16 protein-coding genes and 1 tRNA gene are annotated in these 20,233 nt (G+C 33.9%); 7 read left to right on the forward strand and 10 right to left on the reverse strand.

Translation table 11 applies throughout. The annotated features are described in order from the left end of the window. The first annotated feature begins 68 nt into the window (after positions 1–68). Positions 69–1,289: an MFS transporter gene (locus ACMV0E_RS03585; protein WP_416084999.1), complete on the forward strand. Its 1,221-nt coding sequence runs from the start codon at positions 69–71 to the stop codon at positions 1,287–1,289. On the opposite strand, the gene ACMV0E_RS03590 is transcribed toward ACMV0E_RS03585, so the two are convergent. The 10 genes from ACMV0E_RS03590 to ACMV0E_RS03635 all read right to left on the reverse strand — a co-directional run bounded on the left by ACMV0E_RS03590 (position 1,286) and on the right by ACMV0E_RS03635 (position 11,659). Then, the gene (locus ACMV0E_RS03590; RefSeq protein ID WP_416085000.1) at positions 1,286–2,410 is read right to left on the reverse strand and encodes a pyridoxal-phosphate-dependent aminotransferase family protein; all 1,125 of its coding nucleotides are present in this window, start codon (positions 2,408–2,410) and stop codon (positions 1,286–1,288) included. The genes ACMV0E_RS03585 and ACMV0E_RS03590 overlap by 4 nt on opposite strands. Before the next feature lie 15 nt (positions 2,411–2,425). After that, on the reverse strand, positions 2,426–2,929 hold the full coding sequence (locus tag ACMV0E_RS03595) for a ferredoxin domain-containing protein (protein ID WP_416085001.1): 504 nt from the start codon (positions 2,927–2,929) through the stop codon (positions 2,426–2,428). A 2-nt stretch (positions 2,930–2,931) separates the two neighbouring features. Continuing rightward, positions 2,932–3,720, reverse strand: coding sequence for an SDR family oxidoreductase (locus ACMV0E_RS03600; RefSeq protein ID WP_416085002.1), 789 nt, complete (start codon positions 3,718–3,720; stop codon positions 2,932–2,934). Positions 3,721–3,803: 83 nt separating this feature from the next. After that, positions 3,804–3,893 (reverse strand) — tRNA-Leu (locus ACMV0E_RS03605). 39 nt (positions 3,894–3,932) lie between these two features. Beyond that, complete coding sequence (locus ACMV0E_RS03610) at positions 3,933–7,379, reverse strand: DNA polymerase III subunit alpha (RefSeq protein ID WP_416085003.1); 3,447 nt, start codon at positions 7,377–7,379, stop codon at positions 3,933–3,935. A 2-nt stretch (positions 7,380–7,381) separates the two neighbouring features. Further along, complete coding sequence (locus tag ACMV0E_RS03615; protein ID WP_416085004.1) at positions 7,382–8,338, reverse strand: hypothetical protein; 957 nt, start codon at positions 8,336–8,338, stop codon at positions 7,382–7,384. A 42-nt stretch (positions 8,339–8,380) separates the two neighbouring features. Further along, on the reverse strand, positions 8,381–9,037 hold the full coding sequence (locus ACMV0E_RS03620) for an endonuclease III domain-containing protein (RefSeq protein WP_416085005.1): 657 nt from the start codon (positions 9,035–9,037) through the stop codon (positions 8,381–8,383). 1 nt (position 9,038) lies between these two features. Further along, positions 9,039–10,007 carry an aromatic ring-hydroxylating oxygenase subunit alpha gene (locus tag ACMV0E_RS03625; RefSeq protein ID WP_416085006.1) on the reverse strand — a complete coding sequence of 323 codons (969 nt, stop codon included), beginning with the start codon at positions 10,005–10,007 and terminating at the stop codon, positions 9,039–9,041. Continuing rightward, complete coding sequence (locus ACMV0E_RS03630; RefSeq protein WP_416085007.1) at positions 10,004–10,600, reverse strand: glycerol-3-phosphate acyltransferase; 597 nt, start codon at positions 10,598–10,600, stop codon at positions 10,004–10,006. The genes ACMV0E_RS03625 and ACMV0E_RS03630 overlap by 4 nt, the downstream gene beginning before the upstream one ends. Before the next feature lie 375 nt (positions 10,601–10,975). Continuing rightward, positions 10,976–11,659 (reverse strand): glycosyltransferase family 2 protein, encoded by a 684-nt coding sequence (locus ACMV0E_RS03635; protein ID WP_416085008.1) that lies wholly within the window; start codon positions 11,657–11,659, stop codon positions 10,976–10,978. 71 nt (positions 11,660–11,730) lie between these two features. Here ACMV0E_RS03635 and ACMV0E_RS03640 point away from each other — a divergent pair, with 71 nt between their 5' ends. Genes ACMV0E_RS03640 through ACMV0E_RS03665 form a run of 6 tightly spaced genes read left to right on the forward strand, consistent with a single transcriptional unit; the run spans position 11,731 to position 20,185 of the window. Continuing rightward, positions 11,731–12,618 (forward strand): hypothetical protein, encoded by an 888-nt coding sequence (locus ACMV0E_RS03640; protein ID WP_416085009.1) that lies wholly within the window; start codon positions 11,731–11,733, stop codon positions 12,616–12,618. A gap of 46 nt (positions 12,619–12,664) precedes the next feature. Beyond that, positions 12,665–14,278: a formate--tetrahydrofolate ligase gene (locus ACMV0E_RS03645; RefSeq protein WP_416085010.1), complete on the forward strand. Its 1,614-nt coding sequence runs from the start codon at positions 12,665–12,667 to the stop codon at positions 14,276–14,278. Then, positions 14,278–17,514 carry an AAA family ATPase gene (locus tag ACMV0E_RS03650; RefSeq protein WP_416085011.1) on the forward strand — a complete coding sequence of 1,079 codons (3,237 nt, stop codon included), beginning with the start codon at positions 14,278–14,280 and terminating at the stop codon, positions 17,512–17,514. The genes ACMV0E_RS03645 and ACMV0E_RS03650 overlap by 1 nt, the downstream gene beginning before the upstream one ends. 30 nt (positions 17,515–17,544) lie before the next feature. Continuing rightward, positions 17,545–18,780 (forward strand): tetratricopeptide repeat protein, encoded by a 1,236-nt coding sequence (locus tag ACMV0E_RS03655; protein ID WP_416085012.1) that lies wholly within the window; start codon positions 17,545–17,547, stop codon positions 18,778–18,780. Next, positions 18,777–19,502, forward strand: coding sequence for an SIR2 family NAD-dependent protein deacylase (locus ACMV0E_RS03660; RefSeq protein WP_416085013.1), 726 nt, complete (start codon positions 18,777–18,779; stop codon positions 19,500–19,502). The genes ACMV0E_RS03655 and ACMV0E_RS03660 overlap by 4 nt, the downstream gene beginning before the upstream one ends. Beyond that, entirely contained in the window at positions 19,499–20,185 is a 687-nt protein-coding gene (locus ACMV0E_RS03665) for a metal-dependent hydrolase (RefSeq protein WP_416085014.1), read from the forward strand. Before ACMV0E_RS03660 ends, ACMV0E_RS03665 begins: the two co-directional genes overlap by 4 nt. The last annotated feature ends 48 nt before the right edge of the window (positions 20,186–20,233 follow it).

Here is a 20,233-nt window from a genome sequence, read left to right on the forward strand (position 1 = left end):
TAAGTCAATACTTTTTAAATTAGTTTGCCAAAAACCATCTTTAATATAAAATATCCTTGAAGGTTAAAATGGGATTTAAAAAATGGTTTATTTCGTTTGCACTGCAAGGTGCATCGATCTCTCTTTTTAATATAGTTATAAGTTTGTATGTGGTAGTTGCTCTAAGGGGCAATGTACAAAGTGCATCTATTGCAGTTGCACTATTTTCGTTTGGAAACCTTTTAGGCTCAATTTCTGCAAGTATCATATTGGATAGAATTAAAAGAATTTCTGTCTTGATATATACAAGTTTTTTCCTTGCATCTTTTATAATAGTTCTTATGGCTTTTGTTAAATCTATCTTTATTTATTATCTTTTTTCAATCATACTTGGAAATGTAATTTCTTTCACTGGTCCTGCAATGACTCTACACCTTTCGAAGATCGGAGATGAAGGCTTTGTAAGAAGGCAAATTAATAATTTAAATCTCTTTAATAGTGTTGGTTCGACTTTCGGTATGCTTTTTGGAAGTTTTGTGCTTACCATAGTGAAGAGCCTAAATGATATACTTAAGCTCAAAATGATCTTTTTTATTGCTTCAATTCTTCTTCTTTTAAGTTCTTTTTTAACCATTGAACGAGGTGCCTTAAAGGTTAAAGTTATACCGAATCTCCGTACAACCAAGATTTTATTCCTTAAAGTTGCAAATTTTGCAAGTGAATTCTTTAAAGTTGTGGATTTAAGAAATCTACCAAGGAATATTAGACTTATTACTATGGCTGTTTTTATGGCATTTTTTGGTGCAAACCTTGTATTCTCAATATTTACTGTATTTTTAAAGGAAGTATTCAAAGTATCATCTCAGCTGATATTCCTACTTTATTCGGCAAACAGTTTTGCAGGTAATATCGCCTTTTTCTTAATAGGAAAATTGCGTACGACCAAATATGATCGACTCTTTATAAGGTATGTCTTATTTTTAAGAGGTATGCTTTTCATTCTAATTGGAATTTTTGTTGTATTTAAAATCGATTTCATGAAAGTATTTATCTATTTAAGTTTTGTTTTCTTCGGTTTTACTTGGCCTTTTCTTTACATTCCTTTAACGCTTGAAATCACAAATCTTACACCTCACAAAGAACGTGGTAAAGCTTTAGGAATTTTTAACATGTCAATCAATTTTGCTGTAATTCTTGCCTCCTTTGTTGCGGGATTTATTGCACTTCACCTTGGCTACTTTGCTACATTTATAATAGGAGGCACACTCCTTGTCTTAGGAGAGCGCCTCTTTTCAAGAGTATTTTCTTAACTTAGGAATGCATTAATTACGTTTCCTTTACTAACTTTGACTCCTAATTCTTCGAATGTTTCTGCAATTTTTGAAACTGCAACTAGTAGTTCGTCTTTCGTAATGCTTCCCATGTGTCCGATTCTAAAACCCTTTCCGTAGAGTTCTGCAAGCGTATTCGCAATAACAACTCCATGATCTTTTAATCTTCCTCTAAATGTTTTATCATCAATTCCCTCAGGATATAGGAATACTGATAGCGTTGGTGCAGGTCTTTTTGCAACAAGCTTTAAACCTAACTCATTCATTGCGTTTCTTACTCTTCTTGCAAGGTCTTCGTGTTTTTTAAAGTAATTTTCAAGCCCCATATCAAAGATATCTTTTAAAGATTGATGAAGTGAAAAAAATAGATTAACGGATGGTGTTGCAAAATATTTTGTGCCATCTTCCATAACAGGTATCCATTTTAAAATATCACCATAATAAGTACGTGGCTTAATTGAATTCCTTTTTTCGATTGCTCTTTTTGAGAAGGTAAGAAGTGTTAGTCCTGGTGGTGTTGCAAGTGCCTTTTGCGAGCCAGTTAAGATTACATCTATTTTCCAATTATCGAACTCCTCTTTTACTCCCCCAGTTGCACATACGCCATCAACTATAAATAGAGTTTCAGGACTTACTTCTTGAAGTATTTTTGAAACAGTTTCAACATCTGCAAGCACTCCTGTTGATGTATCAACATGAGTTAAAGTTACTGCAGTATAGTGTTTTTCTTTGAGTGTTTTTCTTAGCAATTCAAGATCTACATGTTCGCCTGGGTTTGCCTTTATCTTGTCGACTTCTATTCCAAGATGTTTTGCGAGTTCTTCAAATCTATCGCCAAAATATCCATGTGATAACACGAGAAGATTGTCCTTTTCCCCAAGAATGTTTGTTATTGCCATTTCCATACCCAAAGTTCCCGATCCTGTTATAACAAATGGAAAACCATTTTTAGTTCCAAAAAGATCCTTTACATAGGACAATGTCTCTTTAAGCAAATTTGCAAATTCAACACTTGTATGTGAAATAACGGGTTTTGACATTGCGTCAAGTACATCATCACTTACAGGAGTTGGCCCTGGAATTAGTAATAATTCTTGCATAAGTTTACCTCCTTTTTATTTTCTATCAAAAAACGGATTTTTACCCGAAATACTCAAAGGTATGCCATACGCAATTATTACATCTTCGCCAAGAATTTTCAGATTAATTGCAGCTCTTCCAATCGAATACATTACTCTGTTATCTATGCATAAATCTTTTCCAAGCGATACAGCACTTCCAATTGCGATACCAAGGTCTATTGCACTACTTTCTTTTAAAACCGTTTCCTCAGATTCGCCATCTTCAAAGCCGTGTGCCTTTTCTTTTGGTTTAGAACCGATAATGACAACAACTTTTCCCTCAATGTTTTTTGCATCTCTTATAAAGTATTGAAGATTTCTCTCTGTGCCAAATCTTACCATTTCTTCTCTAATTTTATCAAGTTCTTCCCCATATACTATTGCCGTAACAATTGAATCAAGTCCATTTGCTTTTGGAGCAGTGCGAGCTGCAACACACATCTTAGTTGCAATATCTAATACAACCTCAAAATCTTGTTCTGGATTTATCTTAATCATTCTTACACCCCCTTTATAAAGCCACCATCGATTGGCAAAACGATACCAGTTATATAAGAAGCCTTATCAGAAGCAAGAAATACAACAGTAGAAGCAAATTCCTCGACAGTTCCAATACGCTTCATCGGGATACTTGCAACCATTGTCTTTTCTGCCTCTTCAAACGTTATTCCTTCTTTTTCTACTCTTGCTTTAAGAAGGTTTTCAACTCTCTCAGTCATTGTGTAGCCTGGAGCAACTACATTAGCCGTTATTCCATAAGGTGCAAGTGAATTTGAAACAGACTTTATAAATGCAACAACCCCAGCTCTTGAAACATTTGAAAGAATAAGATTATCAAGTGGTTGCTTAACTGATATTGAAGTTGAAGCAATAATTCTTCCCCATTTTTGTTTTATCATAAGATCTTTAACACCATAAACTGCATAGATTGTGCTCATTAGATTCAAATGAACTGCATCAAGGTAGTCTTCGGGTTTTACGTCAAAGAATCCACCTGATGGTGGTCCACCTGCATTTGTAAAAAGAATGTGTATTGTGCCATAAGTTTTAACTGTTTCATCTATTGCTCTTAGTACATCATCCTTTTTGGTGGCGTCTCCCGAAACGATGAGCGGTTCAAAGCCAGTTTTAGTTTTTATTTCTTCTTGTGCCTTTTTGAGATTTTCCATAGAACGAGCCATTATTGAAACAAGCGCGCCTTCTTCTGCAAGTTTAAGGGCAACACCTTTACCGAGCCCTTTACTGCCAGCCATGACGAATGCAACTTTCCCTTTGATGCCTAAATCCATCTAAATCGACCTCCTTCAAGATGATTTCATAAATATTATACAAATATTATACAAAAGATTTACTTTATATTTGAAAATAAAAATGGTGCCGGGGGTGGGAGTCGAACCCACACGGAGCTCTGAACCCCTGCGGATTTTGAGTCCGCCGCGTCTGCCAGTTCCGCCACTCCGGCACTCAATGAATTATACATTATTGGAAGATTTTTTCAACTCTATTCAAGGAAGCTTTTAATTTCGTAAGAGTCTTTTCCAAATATTTCTTCTAACTTTGAAATAAATCCCTTTAATGGATCAACTGAGAATTTCGGTGATGAGTGAATTCTTACGATTACACCGTCAGTTTTTATGTGCAGTATAATTGGGACTTCGCCTTTAAAACTCTGTGCGATTTCCTTTAATTTTGAAAGTTTTGTAAATACTGTTTGAGAGCTTTCTTCATCCAATGAGATATTTATATGGAGTGCGTTATTTTTATCGTTTTTCTTAATATCTTTCTCTGTTAAGAACTTAACAACATCCATTGCAAAGAGAGTGAACGAATCTTCTTCCTGCCTTATTTCTCCTTCGATTATTGCAATTCCATCTTTATCGAGATATTCAGAAAATTTTTCAAGGTATTGTGGCATAACAAGGCATCCAATTTTATTTGCGCCATCTTCAAGGTCAAACCTGAGTATAAAGTTACCGTTTTTTGTTTTTGATTTTTTAGCGTTGTTTATTACGCCTGCAACCTTGACTTTGTTAATTGTGATTTCTTCAATTTCTAATGAATCAAGAGAGTTTTCGCTTTCAATATCCTCTTCTCTTTTAAATTTTGAAATCACTTGCGATACTGTTTCAATTCCAAGATCTTCAAGGATTCCAAGATATGCATTTATTGGGTTATCAGAAAGATAAAATCCAAATGCTTCTTTCTCGTATTTTAGGATGTCTGCTCTTGTTGCATGGACCCTTGGTGTTGTAGCCTGTGGCAGCCCACCAAACAGGGAAACGGTTGCATGAGTTTCTGAACCACCTTCAAGGATTGCTTTTCTGTCCTCATCAAGTGAGTCAAAGCAACCCGCCTTAATTAGGCTTTCAATAACTTTTTTGTTTACCTTGAAGGAAGCTGTTCTTTTTTCAAAATCCTTAAACGATGAAAATGGCCCGTTTGCAATGCGTTCTTTTATTATTTCATTAATTGAGGCTTCTCCTACATTCTTTATACCGAGAAAACCAAATCTAATTCCGCTTCCTTCTACCTTAAATAGGGCATCTGATTTGTTTATATCAGGAGGATATATGGGTATGCCTTTGCTTATTGCTTCAAGGAGAGTTTCACGAGTTTTATCTTCATTTCCTATGTATGAGTTTAATATGGCAGTAAAGTATTCCTTGGGATAATGTGCTTTTAAATAAGCAGTTCGGTAGGCAAGCGTTGCATAACTGACTGCATGAGACTTATTAAATCCATAACCTGCAAAAAATTCAATGAGATCAAAAATTTTCTCGGCAACAATTTTATCAACACCATTCTCGACTGCTCTCTTTACAAATATTTCCCTTTGAGCTTTCATTATTTCGGGAATCTTTTTACCTATAGCCTTCCTTAAGGTATCAGCTTCTGCCAAAGTGTAGCCTGCAAGGGCATTTGCAATCTGCATTACCTGTTCCTGATAAACAATAATTCCATATGTATTTTTAAGAATTGGTTCAAGTTTTGGATGAGGGTAAGTTACTTTTGTTTTACCAGATTTTCTGTTGATGTATTCTTCAATACCTCCTGCCTTTATGGTGCCGGGTCTGTAGAGGGCAACAACTGCTGTAAGGTCTTCTATACTATCAGGTTGAACTCCTTTTAGAACTCTTCTCATACCTGCGCTTTCTAATTGGAACACGCCCACTGAATCACCACGTTTGAGCATATCGAAAGTTTCTTTATCATCCTCAGGAATTTTGTCTATATCAATATTGATCCCTTTCGATTTAAGCATGTCTATTGTATCCTGTATTATTGTGAGGTTCTTAATACCGAGAAAGTCCATCTTTAAAAGCCCAATGTGTTCTACAACATCTTTATCAAATTGAGTGATAATAGAATTATCTTTGTCAGTCTGAAGAGGTAGATATTCAGTTAATGGTGCATCACCTATTACAACTCCTGCTGCATGGGTACCAAAGTTTCTTGAAAGGCCTTCAAGTTTTAGCGCAACATCAAAAAGTTCTTTATAGCGTGAATCTTCGTAGAGTTTTCTTAAATCAGGAAGTGTTTCAATTGCCTCTTTAAGTTTAAGTCCTGGCGGAATGAGTTTAGAAATTCTATCTGTTTCCTGATATGTGAACTTTAAGGCACGACCAACATCACGGATAACCTGGCGTGCTTCCATTTTACCAAATGTTGCAATCTGTGCAACATGAGACTCCCCGTACTTTTTTCTTACATAATCTATAACAGCATCTCTACCTCTATCACCAAAATCAACATCAATATCAGGCATACTTATTCTTTCCGGATTTAGGAATCGTTCAAAGAATAGATTGTATTTAATCGGATCAATTTCTGTTATACCTAAAGCATATGAAACAACAGACCCTGCGGCAGAACCACGTCCTGGTCCAACGGGAATATCATTATTTCTTGCATAATTTATGAAGTCCTGAACTATAAGGAAGTAGTCGGTAAAACCCATCTTTTCAATGACATCTAGTTCGTAGCGAGCTCGTTCCATTACTTCTTCTGCTTTGTCTCCGTATTTTTCTTTTATCCCTTTAAAAGTTAACTCTTCGAGGTACTCTTTGTTTTTTGATGGATCCCAGTTTTCATCTTTTCTATAAACAGGTAAGTGGTATGATGAAAAATCAAATTCGACATTGCACAATTCTTTTACAAGTTCTGTATTATAAACTGCATCTTCAAGACCTTTGAATACTTCAAGCATTTCAGCTTCGCTTTTTATATAGAACTCTTGATTTGGAAAACGCATTCTCTCTGGATCATCAAATGGCCTTAAAGTTTGAACGCATAGTAGTATATCGTGTGCGTGCGCATCTTCTTTTCGTAAGTAATGTGCATCATTTGTAGCAACAAGTTTGACGCCTTCTGTGTCTTTGAGAGTTTTTGCAACTTCTATAACTGCCTTTTCTTCATCAAGTCCGTGATTTTGCACTTCAACAAAGAAGTTTTCCTTGCCAAATATATCAAGGTATTTATAAAGTGCTTTCTTGACTTCCTTTATGTCTCCTTTAAGTGCTTTTGCAGAAATTTCGCCTTGAAGACAGGCAGACATTGCGATAATGTCTTCATTGTATTTTTTGAGAATTTCAAAGTCAATCCTTGGTTTATAGTAAAATCCTTTTATATAACTTTCTGTTACAATTTTTGTAAGGTTTTTGTATCCTTTAAGGCTTTTTGCAAGAAGAATAAGATGGTATCGCTCTTCGTCTTTTTCTTTTTTTTCCACACCATTTGGAGCAATATAAACCTCAACACCAATAATGGGTTTGATGCCTGCTTTCTTCATTTCATCATAAAACTCAATAACTCCATACATATTTCCATGGTCAGTTATAGAAACAGCATCCATTCCTAATTCTTTAACCCGGGAAGAAAGTTCTGAAATTTTATTCATTCCGTCAAGAAGGCTATATTCAGTGTGAAGATGCAAGTGTGTAAATCCCATAACTACTTAACCTCCACTTCTATTGACAAGTTAGTGTTTATTTGTTCTTGTACAATGTTCAAAATTATGTTAGTAATTTTTGCGTTATTTAGAGTAAATGATATTGACTCGTTTATTTTTCTTCCTTCAAAGTCACCTGTCTTTGATAAAATAAATTCGTTATCTTTAACTTCTTTTAGATTCAAAGATTTTAAAGTACTTCTTAAATTTAAAAACTCCTCGATAACAGATTTTGAATAAGATAAAATTGCCTTTTCTTCTTCATTTGGTCTACGACCATTGATGTCAAAATCACCATTTTTATAAGAGTATGTTAAATTTCCATCTTTAAAGGTAAGGAAATCGCCGGTTTTTTCAACTTCAATTTCCTTTTTCACGGGGTTTTTGTTTGCAATACCATTTATTTTTACTGCAATCTTCTTATTTGAAGAGCCTTCAAGAGGAAACTCGACCGTATCAAGGAACTTTGAGAATGTAACATTATCTACCGAAAGAGCAACATTTAAATGGTTTTCGCCTTCTTTGAATTCGATTTCTTTTGAGAGTGGAATAAAGAATTTGCTTTCGATCACAATTTTATGCTTTCCTAATGCAACTGGGGAAATAACGAATACTTCTCGTCCATTTACAATTAGACTTACTGGTTCATAATATTTGTTATCAATCTTTATAGAGTTAATCCTTGCATTTGCTTCGACTGAAAGGTAAGAAATAGGCTTTAAGAAAAAAGTTGTTGTATCCTTATTTACAGATACTGTTTTTTCCTCATAATTATTTGCAGACACCTCATAAGTATTTGGAGAGAGCTTCACTTCCCCTTCAATTGTTTTTCCATTTATAATAACGGTATTAATAGGTTTTCCTGTGACTTCATCAAAGAAATTTATCTTATAAGAGTTGCCGCAACCTACAAAATACAAAAGAGAAAATATTAATAAAACTAAAATTATCTTTTTCATAGCGAATTATTTTACAACAAAAGGGGTATGTTTCAAAATTTCTTACCGAGACTTTGTTACTCCTATTTTTGGGCATAACTCTTTAATGGGGCATTTAGAACAGGGAGGGCTTACAGGCTTGCAAATATTTTGGCCAAATGTGACAAGAATGGGGTTTATGGTCTTCCAGTACTTCTTTGGGAGTATTTTTCGCAATTCCATTTCGGTTTGTTCAGGGGTTTTTGTTTTTACCCAGCCAAGCCTATTTGAAATGCGGTGAACATGAGTATCAACACAAATGCCGTAGTCATCAAAGGCTTCAGTTATGACAAGGTTTGCAGTTTTTCTTCCAACGCCTTTCATTTTTAAGAGTTCCTCAAGATCATTTGGGACACGGCCTCCATATTTTTGTATAAGTGTCCATGCGATTTCTTTTATTTGCTTTGCCTTTCTTTTGTAAAAACCTACAGGATATATGAGTTTTTCTATTTCTTCTTCACTTAGTTTAACAAGGTCGTGAGGCGTTTTTATAACCTCAAACAATCTTTTTGCGGCTTGCTCTGTTGTTTCATCTTTCGTTCGCAAACTAAGAATTGTGCCTATGAGAATTTTGAAAGGATCAGCCTCCTTTTCTTTAATGCGAGTTACAACGGGCACTCCAAGGTCTTTTACAAATTTCTCAAGCTTTGGAATAATTAAGTTAAATTTATAATTCTTCATGTCAGTTATTTTGCCTTATGAGTTCTTCCCTTCTTTTTCTGTATTCAATTATTGGAAGGTCCCCCTGCACAAGATTTTCATCCATATGTAATGAACTCTTTTTGGGAATTTGTGTTTCCACAACCCTTCTGTCTTGATGAAGCACAATTCTATCAAATGGAATGGAAAGCGTTGCGATGAGTTTATCTATAAATTTAATTCCCGTAAGTTTTACATACTGTCTAACATAGACTAAAGAGTGTTCTTCATCAACAGGAACGAATGCAGCAACGATAAAGAATTTGTCACTTATGTGATTTTGCCAAATATTTGGGAAAATGAATTCAAGATAAACCTTACTTTTCTGTCCTTTTAGTTCTTCTGGTTTCTTTGGAGGAGTACCATCGTCTTTTCTATTAAACACATAGAAGCGCATCTTATCAGTATCAAACCACTCCACAACTGGTCCATCTGCAACAGTTCTATTGCCTGTTCCTATTGTATTATAGTGGACAAATGGAAGATGAATTGGGTCAAGTTGATTCTCAATGCATCTTGAATAGTGCGTATTCCAAGGATCTTTTAATTCATCATATGCAAAACTATCGTCAATCCAGTCAAAAAATGGTATCTTATCGGGAGCTTTTTCTTCATCACCATAGAACAAAAATATAAATCCATTTTTTTCTTTTACTTTATAACTTTTTACTTTAAAGTTTTCAGGAACTTTTGAGTTCCTTCCATTTGCTGGTATTAAAACTACCCTACCGTTTGAATCATATTGAAAGCCGTGAAATGGGCACTGAATGTGTCCTTCGACAATTTTTCCTCTTGAGAGGCTTGCACCTCTATGGGCACATATATCTCTGATACATGCAATTCCGTTTTTTGTCCTCCACATTACAAGTTTTTCCCCGAATCTTGTAAGTCCAATAGGTTTATCTTTCAATTCTTTTGATGATAAGACGACATACCACTGATTTTTAATCATATTTGCCTCCTTTCTACTATGTTTATTATCTCTCTTTTGTGAGAAAAAATCAATAGAACTGTGTTTAAAATTGCTACATTAATAAACTCTCTATGTGCTACATAAATGAATATTAAGGTTAAAAACATACCGCTTAATGCACGAATGGCATCGAATTCTGGAGTTGTATTTTCTCTTTTGATGAATATAAAAATTGTATAAACAGTACCTAAAATTAGCGGAACTTCATACTTTGTAAGTGCTGACCATATACCAAATGTTGTTGCAATTCCCTTGCCTCCTTTGAAATTCAACATCGGAGAGAAAATATGTCCAAGTAATGGTGCAATTGGAATTAAAGTTAGCTCAAAAGGAGTTAAGCTGTTTTTTGAGATAATAAAGTAAAGAGGTATAAACCCTTTTAAATAATCAAGGAAAATTGCGATTAATCCAAGCTTAATGCCTTTAAGTCTCCATAAATTTGAACCACCAGGGTTGCCGTCTCTGAATTTTCTGAGGTCAATATTATATATTTTAGCAATTATATATGAAAACATTATTGAACCGATTAAGTACTCAATTAAAAATAGAAATATAAATTTAGTTGAGCTCATCTTATTTTAATTTTTCTGCCTTTCCACTCTACTTCTCTTTTTATAAAAGTTTGCAAGATTGAATTTGCAAAAATTATAAAGAATATAAACAAATGTATGGGATATAGCATAAGTAAAACTGGATTAAAGTTTCCAATAATTCTTCCAAAAAGAAGAAACTCAACTGAGAAAAATATTGCAAATATAAAATACTCTTTAAGATGAAAAAGAATCGAGAAAGTTGCCGTTATGAAAATGAAAACGATGATAAAATTCGAAGGATGTGTTGAAACAGCACCTTTTGAAAAATTTTTAGACTAGCCTGAGAGTAATTCTTTGAAGCCACCTTTATACATCCTAAACTTAATATCCTTTCTTCCAAGAAAATTTTTTATTTTAATGCCCTTTTTTTGCGATTACTTTCCCAAGAGCCAAATCTTCAACTACTTCTTTCAGGATGTTTTTGTGTCCTTGAGTTTTTTCGTAGGTATCTCTATCTATGAGAATGCATGTGCCAAAAAGGCCTTGTATAGGCAAGAATCGATTTATTAAGGAAAAATTGTTAAGGGAAATTGCCCCTATAAAATTAAAAAAGAAAGAAAAATTTTCTTCCAATGTTTTGATTTCATGATATGGCCATACACTTATTACGGCATTTTCAAGCTCATATGTGTATAAAAGTTTTTCAATTGCATCATTTCCAAGTCTTAGGTCAGCATCTAAGAAGAGTAGTAAATCTTGAGTTGATTCCTCAAATCCTTTTAAACATGCATATGGTTTACCTAAAACCTCTTTTGGTTTTTCCTTAATTGATACTACTTTTGCGCCATTTTGTTTTGCAATACTTTCAGTTTTATCTTCCGACTCATCGTTTACGACAATTATTTCGTAAGGCTTGTATGTCTGATTTTTTAAGTCTTCTAAAATGTTTATGAGATTACTTTCCTCATTTCTTGCAGGAATAATTACAGAAACTTTCTTATTGAGCTTTACTGCTCCTTTTTTGAGTACGCCAAACGGGAAAAATGATAATAAACCTCCCAAAAAACCTGTTAAGTAAAGAATTATATTGTAATCCATTAACAAATTATAATAAATATACAAAAATTTCAAATGCTAAAATTACAGAAATTACTTATAATTTTATTGAAATGGACTACGATTCAATTATTGAAAAACTGAAAAATACTGAAAATCTACCGACATATGATCTTCTTATTGCTCTTGAGAAGATAATCTTAAAAAATGATATTGAAATTCTCATTCATGAACTTGCGGTTTTTTTGGGACTTTCATTGAGATTCGTATATAGTTACGAAAATCCTTCAATTTACGAAGATTTTTCTTATTTTGCTTTCAATTTAAAGAAATACCTCAATTTTCAGTTGAACTTTTTAAATGTAGATGCAATTAAAGATGTTGAACTTCCTTTTGTTCTGATTCCAGGAAATTGTCTTGTAATTGAGCGCACAGAAGATACTTTGATATGTGAGCATGGGTTTGATAGATTTAAACTTTCTGTTGGTGGTTTTGATGAGAATGTTAGAATCTTAAAGCTTAATGTATCTAAAATTGAAAGAAAGGATCTTTATCAACAATCAATTTTTAGGGATATAGCATATGAAATACATCACAATTACTACGAGAGGAATAAAGACTCATTAAACTACTTCGTTGGAAAAAATGCCTTCAAAATGTTTATAAAAGATCTTGGCGATAACTCAAAGACTTTTCACGGCATGAGTTCATTAATCTTAACTGAGACAATACAAAATCAAATGACTGCTCTTTACGGGTTGAAGGTATATTTGCTTGGTATTTATCACTTCCTTTCTAAAGATGAGCAGAAGATTTTATTTGAGGGGATTGAAGCCTTAGGAGATTCGATAATGTTCTTTAGAGAATTTGAAAGAATCTCAAAAGACGCTTTAATGAGAAATATGTTTAACAGTGAAATAAGAAGGAGATGCGTAAATAGTTTAAAAAGAATGGTTGCAAGTTTTGAACATTTTGTGTATATTTTAGAAAAATTTATTTAAGGAGAAGAATATAAGAGACTACGAAATTTCAAAAAATGCAAAATTGATGAAGATTGACAAAATTGCAAGTAACTTTGATATTCCTTTGGATTCCTTAATGCTTTATGGAGATTATGTCGCTAAAATTGATCATAGGTTGTTGAAATCGATTGATAGAATACAAGGTAAGCTTGTCCTTGTAACTGGCATGACTCCCACCCCTCATGGAGAAGGCAAGACTACTACTGCGATTGGTTTAACGGATGCAGTAAATCTTTTAGGATATAAAGCAATAGGTGTTTTAAGGCAACCATCTTTAGGCCCTATTTTTGGTGTTAAGGGTGGTGCAACAGGTGGAGGATATGCGCAAGTTGTCCCAATGGAAGAAATTAACTTTCTCTTCACTGGCGATTTTCCTGCAGTAGAATACGCAAATAATCTCCTAAGTGCAATGATTGATAATAGTATTTATCAAGGGAATCCTCTTGGTATTGATCCGAGGAGAATCAAATTCAAAAGAGTTATGGATATGAATGATAGAGCTCTAAGGCACATAGTAGTTGGACTTGGTGGAATTGAGGGTGGAATTCCTCGGGAAGATGGTTTTAACATTACCGTTGCTTCAGAAGTTATGGCAATTTTAGGAATCTCAAGTGATCTTAATGATCTTAAAGAAAGGCTTTCAAGAATTTATGTAGGAATGACTTACGATAGATCCCCTGTTTTCGCAAAGGACTTGAAAGCAGAAGGAGCAATGGCTGTAATCTTGCGGAATGCTATAAACCCCAATTTAGTCCAAACCCTTGAAAATAACCCCGTTTTTATCCATACGGGTCCTTTTGCAAATATTGCACATGGGAGTGCCTCAGTTATTTCAATAAAACTTGCATTACAATTTGCAGGTTATGTGTTTGTGGAAGGCGGTTTTGCAACTGATCTTGGCGGAGAGAAGTTCTTAGATATAGTTTCAAGAGTTGGTGGATTTAAAGTTTCTGCAGCTGTAATTGTTGCATCGATTAGAGCTTTGAAATATCACGGTGGACAAAAAGATGAGAATGTCGAAGATGTAGAGGCGGTTAAGAGAGGTTTTGCAAATCTAGAGAAGCATATCGAAAATATGAAAACTTTTGGTGTTCCGGTTGTGGTTGCACTGAACAAATTCCCAACTGATACAGAAAAGGAGATTGAAGTAATTTCAAATCTACTTTCAAAGGAAGGTGTTCCTTTTGCACTATCGGATGTTTATGAGAGAGGCGGTGTTGGTGGCGAAGCACTTGCTAAGGCAGTTGTTGAGAATGCAAAAGAGGTAATTCCATCTTTCTTGTATGAACTTAATGAACCTGTGAAGGCAAAGATATATAAAATTGCAACAAAAATGTATGGAGCAAAGGATGTTGTTTATAGCGATGAAGCTGAGACAAATCTTAAAGAAATAGAAAAGCTTTCTATGGATAATGCCTTTGTATGTATGGCAAAAACACAGAGTTCTTTATCCGATAATCCCAAACTTCTTGGTAGACCAGAAAATTTTGTTGTAACTGTTAAAGAGGTGCGTGCTTTGAGGGGTGCAAACTTCATAGTGCCAATCCTTGGCAAAATTAACACAATGCCAGGGCTTCCAAAAGAACCACTTGCAACAAAACTTAATATTGATGAAAACGGATATATACAAGGGTTTTAATGCATATTGAGAGTATCGAGATTTTTGGATTTAAAACATTCGTTAATAATACCAAATTTATTCTTGGAAGGGGACTCACTTGTATTGTTGGTCCTAATGGCTCTGGAAAGAGCAACATTGTTGATGCTATAAGGTTTCTTTTTGGTGAGAATAGACTCTCACTTTTGCGCGCAAGTGAGTCCTCTGATCTAATATTTGCTGGCTCCGTAAGTAAAGAGCCCATGAATGTAGCCTCAGTTAAAATTATAATCAATAACGAAGATAAATTACTTCCTCTTAAAACGCCAAGGATCATCATAGAAAGGCGAATTATTAGAGGCAAAGAAACTAAATACATTGTTAATGGTAGTGATTCTAGCCTCCAAAGTGTTCAGGAGATATTTAAGTCTTCAAATATATTTGGACTTACACATGCAATTGTTGGACAGGGTCGAATTGAAGAAATTCTTCTTGCAAAACCAGAGGAAAAGAAAAGTATGATTGACCGAGTTGCGGGGATTACAGACCTAAGGAAGCGTAAAGAGGAAGCAAAAAAGAAACTTGAAGAGACAGAAGATAACTTGGCAAAGGCTTCAGTTGTGCTCTCCTCTGTAAAAAATGAGTATGACAGAGTTCTAAGAGAAGCAAAAAAAGTCCATATTTATTATTCTCTTATGTCTGATTTGAAATCTCTTGAAGAAAAATTGTATGGGCTTAAACTCTTTAAATTAAGAAGAGAGCTTTCATCTTTAAAAATTGGGTTAAATGAAAAGAAAAAAGAGGAGACTGGTATTCAAGAAAAATTGCTTGAGGTAAAGGGTCAGTATGAAAAGCTAAGTAGCGAGCTTGAAGCTAAACTTGATGTCTTTGAAACCTATAATAAAAAAAGAGAAGACCTTACCATAAAGAAAAATAAGATCTTAAACGATATTGATTCAATTAAGAATCTAATTGAAATTAAAGAAAACGAACTTACAGAACAAAACTTAAGGAAAGAACGTCTCTTGAAGACAAAGTCCTATATATATTCTGACATCGAAAACAATAAGAAAAATCTTGAAAAGTTGAAGGAAGAGCTTCTACAAGTTGAAAACGAAGAAAATATTCTAAAGTCACAGTTTACAATAAAGAAAAACCAAAGGGATGCCCTTGAAGAAGAATACAACAGGTTTAACGAGGAAATTGAACAAAGAGAATCAGAGCGCATTCAAATAGAAAGAAAAATAAGCGCTTTTGAAAAAGAATTAGAAATTATTAAGAGGAGATCTTTTGAACTTGAGCAAAAAATTGCTCCATTAAAAAACTTAATACCTGCAGATATAAGCAAGATTAATTTGGAACTTGAAGAGGTAAATAAGGTAATAGAAGAAAAGAAAAAGGTGATAGTTGATAAAGAAAAAGAGATTGCAGTGCTTGAGTTTAGAATTAAAACTCTCAAAAATATTCTCGATAGTGCAACAATTCCCTCTTTCAAAAATGGTACACTTGGACAAATTCTTGGCATTAATAAAAACCTTTTTGGTTTGAAGGATTATTTTGAAGGTGTTGTAGTTGAATCGGTTGAAGATATTAGAAAAGAAAATGCGAAAAGATTTTTTATAGATGTTCCTCTCGGAGATCTAAGTGATGCTCAGTGGGGACTTAAGCCAATAGGCGAAGTTATAGGAATTGATAGCAAATTTCTTTTGGGAATTTATTACACAGAAACACTTGAGGAAGCGATTGAAAGATTTAAGGCGTTATACAAAAAAATTTTTATACGAAAAATTGTTACAGGCGATGGGTATGTTGTCCTTTCGCCATTTGAGGTAGAAAAAAGCTCAGGAATAAATATCGAGGAAGAGCATCAGTATAATGCACTCTTAACAGAGCTACAGTCACTTAAAGTTATTGTTCAAAATGAAAAGAACGATTTGAATATCCTTGATAACAGTAGAAGAAATTTACTAAACGAGTTAAATTTGGCAAAAGATACAGAAAGAAAAATTCTTGAAAGAGAAAAGCTTGAAGACGAATTAAAAAATAACAAAATAGAAATTGAGAAATTCGAAAAGTTATTGACGGACCTTAAGAATGAACGTGCAGAAAAGTTAAAATTCAAAGCCTCATTCGACTTCTCAAAGCTATCAAGTCTAAGAAGCGAAACTGACAAATTAAAAGATGAAATATCGAAGTTGTCAATTAAGAAGCGCGAGATAGAGCTTAAAATTCAAAATCTTGAAAATGAAAATAATGATTTAAGTAAAAGAATTGAAAGTATAGACAGGGATCTTATAGAAATTGATAAAAGATACGAAAAAATTCTAAAAGAGATCGAAGAAAAGAAAAATGCTTTAAATAATGAAATTGCACTCTTAAACGAATCTGAATTAGAACTTCTTTCAGTTTCAAAGGAAATCGAAAAAATAAAAGATGAGTTGAATTTGAAAAAAGTTGAGGAAGGAAATTTAAGAGTAATGCTTGAAAAATTGAATGATGAGAAAGAATCAATCCATGGAGTCATAGAAAAGATTGAACTAAACATCGCAAGAATTGAAGTAGGTATTGGAAGCATCATAAATGAATTAGAAGAAAAAGGTCTTAAGGAAGCGCCCGTAAGTAACGAGTTATCAGAAGAGAGCCTGAAGAAAGAAATTGAGAGACTTAAAAGTGAAATTGAAAACCTTAAACCTCTTGATTTTACTTCCGTTGACAAAGAAGGAGAATTGAAGGCGAATTATGAGGAGAAGAAAGTTGTTTTTGATGATATAGCAAATGCAAAGAAAGAACTTGAAAAGTACATAAATGAGCTTGAGCACACCATAAAGGAAAAATTTGAAGAGACATTTAATGCTCTGAATAAGCATTTTGAAAGAATATTTCTTGAAATCTTTGGAGAAGGAGAAGCAAAGATAGAAAAAATCTTAGATGAATTTTCTGAGGTTAAGGGAGTTGAGATAAGCGTAAGACTTCCATTTAAGAAAAAACAACCACTAAGCGTTTTGTCGGGTGGTGAGAAATCTTTGGTTGCACTTGCCTTTCTTTTTGCTATATTTGAAGTAAACCCCTCACCTTTTTATGTTTTGGACGAAGTGGATGCTGCTCTTGATGATGAAAATGTCTACAAATTTGGAAAACTCCTTGAAAGTATGTCAAAAAAATCTCAACTTATCGTAATTACACACAACAAGCAAACAATGGAAAAAGCCGATATACTTTACGGTATTACAATGGAAGAAGCAGGTGTTTCAAAAGTAGTTTCCCTTAAATTTGCATAAGTAGTATAATTTCTGTGAGGAGATGAAAAAATGGAAAATTACGACGAACTTTTGAATTCAATTTTGTCATTAAAAGAAGAGTTAAAGAATGCAAAGTCTTCTTACGAGAGACTGCGTATTTTTATGAATTTGGGATTGACATATTTATTACTTTCTGACCTTGGTGATGAGCGTGAGAATATAGTAAGCGCCCTACTTAACTTTGATGAGGCTGAGAAAATTGCAAAAACCGTTGAAAATAAAGAGGACCTTGCGGAAATTGAATCTAACAAGGGATTTGTCTTTTATAAACTTGCTCACATTGAGGATCCTCTTTATAATCTTGAAACAGCAGCAAAGCACTATCTTAATGCAGTTGAGCTTCTAAAGGATACAGACCATAAATCTAAACTTGTAAGGGTTTATTATAATCTTGCAAATACATATCTTTTAGGAAAGGAAATTGAATCCATAAAAGAGGCTCTTAAGTATTTTGAGGAAGCGCTAAAACTAAAGGATGAGGCAGAGGATAATAAGATTATAGGGCTCATTTACCATGGCATTGGTGTGTCAAACTTTATTTTGGGAAAATTTGAAAGGGATCTTGAGAAAAAGGAAGAGTTTCTTAAGAAAGCGATAGAAGCCTTTAGAGAAAGTCTTAACTACTTTGAAAACGACGATCTCCTTGATATTGCTTCAACCCGTTCGCACATTGCATCGTCTCTTTTGGAACTTGCCCTTTTAAAGGAAGATAAAGATTTTTATGAAGAAGCACTTGAACACTACAAATATGTCCTTGATATCTACAAAGATAAAGATCCTCAAGATTATGCGACAACACTTTTTAATATTGGCACTCTTTACCTTAACGAGTCAAGACTTAAAGATATTGATGAAAAAACAAAGATAGAACTACTTGAGAATGCACTGGGTTATTTTGAAGAGGCGCTGAATTACTTCCCTAAGGATACTCACAAGGAGAGTTTCATAAGAATACATTACGAAATTTCAGTGTGTTTAAGGGAACTTTTCTTTCTTAAAAATGACCCACAACTTATTTCTGAAGTGAGAGATCATATTGAAGAAATTATTAACGATATTGACAAAACGAAAAATCCTTATACTTATCTTACATCCCAATTCTTCCTTGGGGAGGCATACTTTTATCTGGGAGACAAGGACAAAGCGCTTTTGCACTACGAAGAGTCACTGCGGGTTTCCGAGAACTTTGATAATGAGTTAGCACAAAGTATAGCAAGTGTCGTCGAAAAAATAAAGAGCTTATGATTGATGAGGTCCTTGCGGTTTTAAAAAATGCTAAAAGTATTTCAGTTTTGACAGGTGCAGGTATATCGGTTAATGCAGGAATCCCCGATTTTAGAGGAGAAACAGGCATTTATACGAAGGGACTTTATAGTGAAAATGTATTTGACATATATTACTTTCTCCATGATCCAAAGCCTTTTTACGATTTTGCAAGAGAAATGTATCCAGTTTTTGAAAAAGCAGAGCCAACATTTACTCACAAATTTCTTGCTAACCTCGAGAGCCAATGTCCTGTTTGCATTGTTACTCAAAATATTGATTTTTTACACGAGAAAGCCGGATCTAAAAATGTGATCCATTTGCACGGAAGTGTAGAGAAATCTCACTGTTTAAATTGTCGAAAAGAGTATTCTTTTGATCGAATGAAAGAATTAATAAAGAAGAATGTTGTGCCTCATTGTGAATCATGTGGTGGAATAATTAAACCTGATGTTGTATTTTTTGGCGAGCCAGTAATTGATTTTGATAAGGCTTCAAGTTGTGTTTCTGATTACGATGTTTTCTTGGCGCTTGGTACATCTTTAGAAGTTTATCCTGCAAATACCCTTGTTCAATTTGCAAGAGGTTCTAAAATTCTTGTAAATAAAACAAAAACTTCAATGGATTATATGTTTGATTTTGTAATTCATGAAGAACTTGATACATTCTTCAAAGAATTGCAAAATAAAGGAGGGTTAATATGAGCAAGATTCTTTATTTAGGACATGCAACAGTTATGATAATTAACGATTTTGGGAACATCGTTATTGATCCATTTTTTACAGGTAATCCCTTAAATCCAATGAAAGTTGAAGAGTGCAACACAAAATATATTCTTGTAACACATGGACATTCGGATCACCTTGGGGATACTATTCAAATTGCAAAGAATAATGACGCAACTGTTATAGCAATTTATGAAGTTGCACATTATCTTGGGAAGGAAGGTGTTAAAAATCTTGTCTTGATGAATATAGGTGGGACTGTTTATTTTGATAAATTTTCGGTAAAAATGGTTCAGGCAATTCATACCTCTTCCATTAATGCAAATGGAAATTTGATATACGGAGGGGTCTCTGTAGGGTATGTTATAAAACTGGATGACTTGACGATTTATCATGCAGGCGATACGGCACTCTTTTCTGATATGAGCATTATAGGATCCCAATTTTCTATTGATATTGCATTTTTACCTGTTGGTGGTTATTTTACAATGGATGCAAACGATGCCCTTATGGCAGTAAAGATGATTCATCCCAAGTATGTTGTCCCTATGCATTATAATACCTGGGATATAATTTCTGTTGATATCGAAAGATTTAAGGAAATGGTTGATAAAGAAACTCGTTCAACATGCCTTATTTTGAAACCGGGGGAAGCATTTTAATGGAACAAAAAAGGAGAATAGGATATCTAATTAATGGAGGTGATAAGA

Origin of the sequence: Caldisericum insulae (assembly GCF_047785965.1) — a bacterium.
Classification (GTDB): Bacteria; Caldisericota; Caldisericia; order Caldisericales; family Caldisericaceae; genus Caldisericum; species Caldisericum exile_A.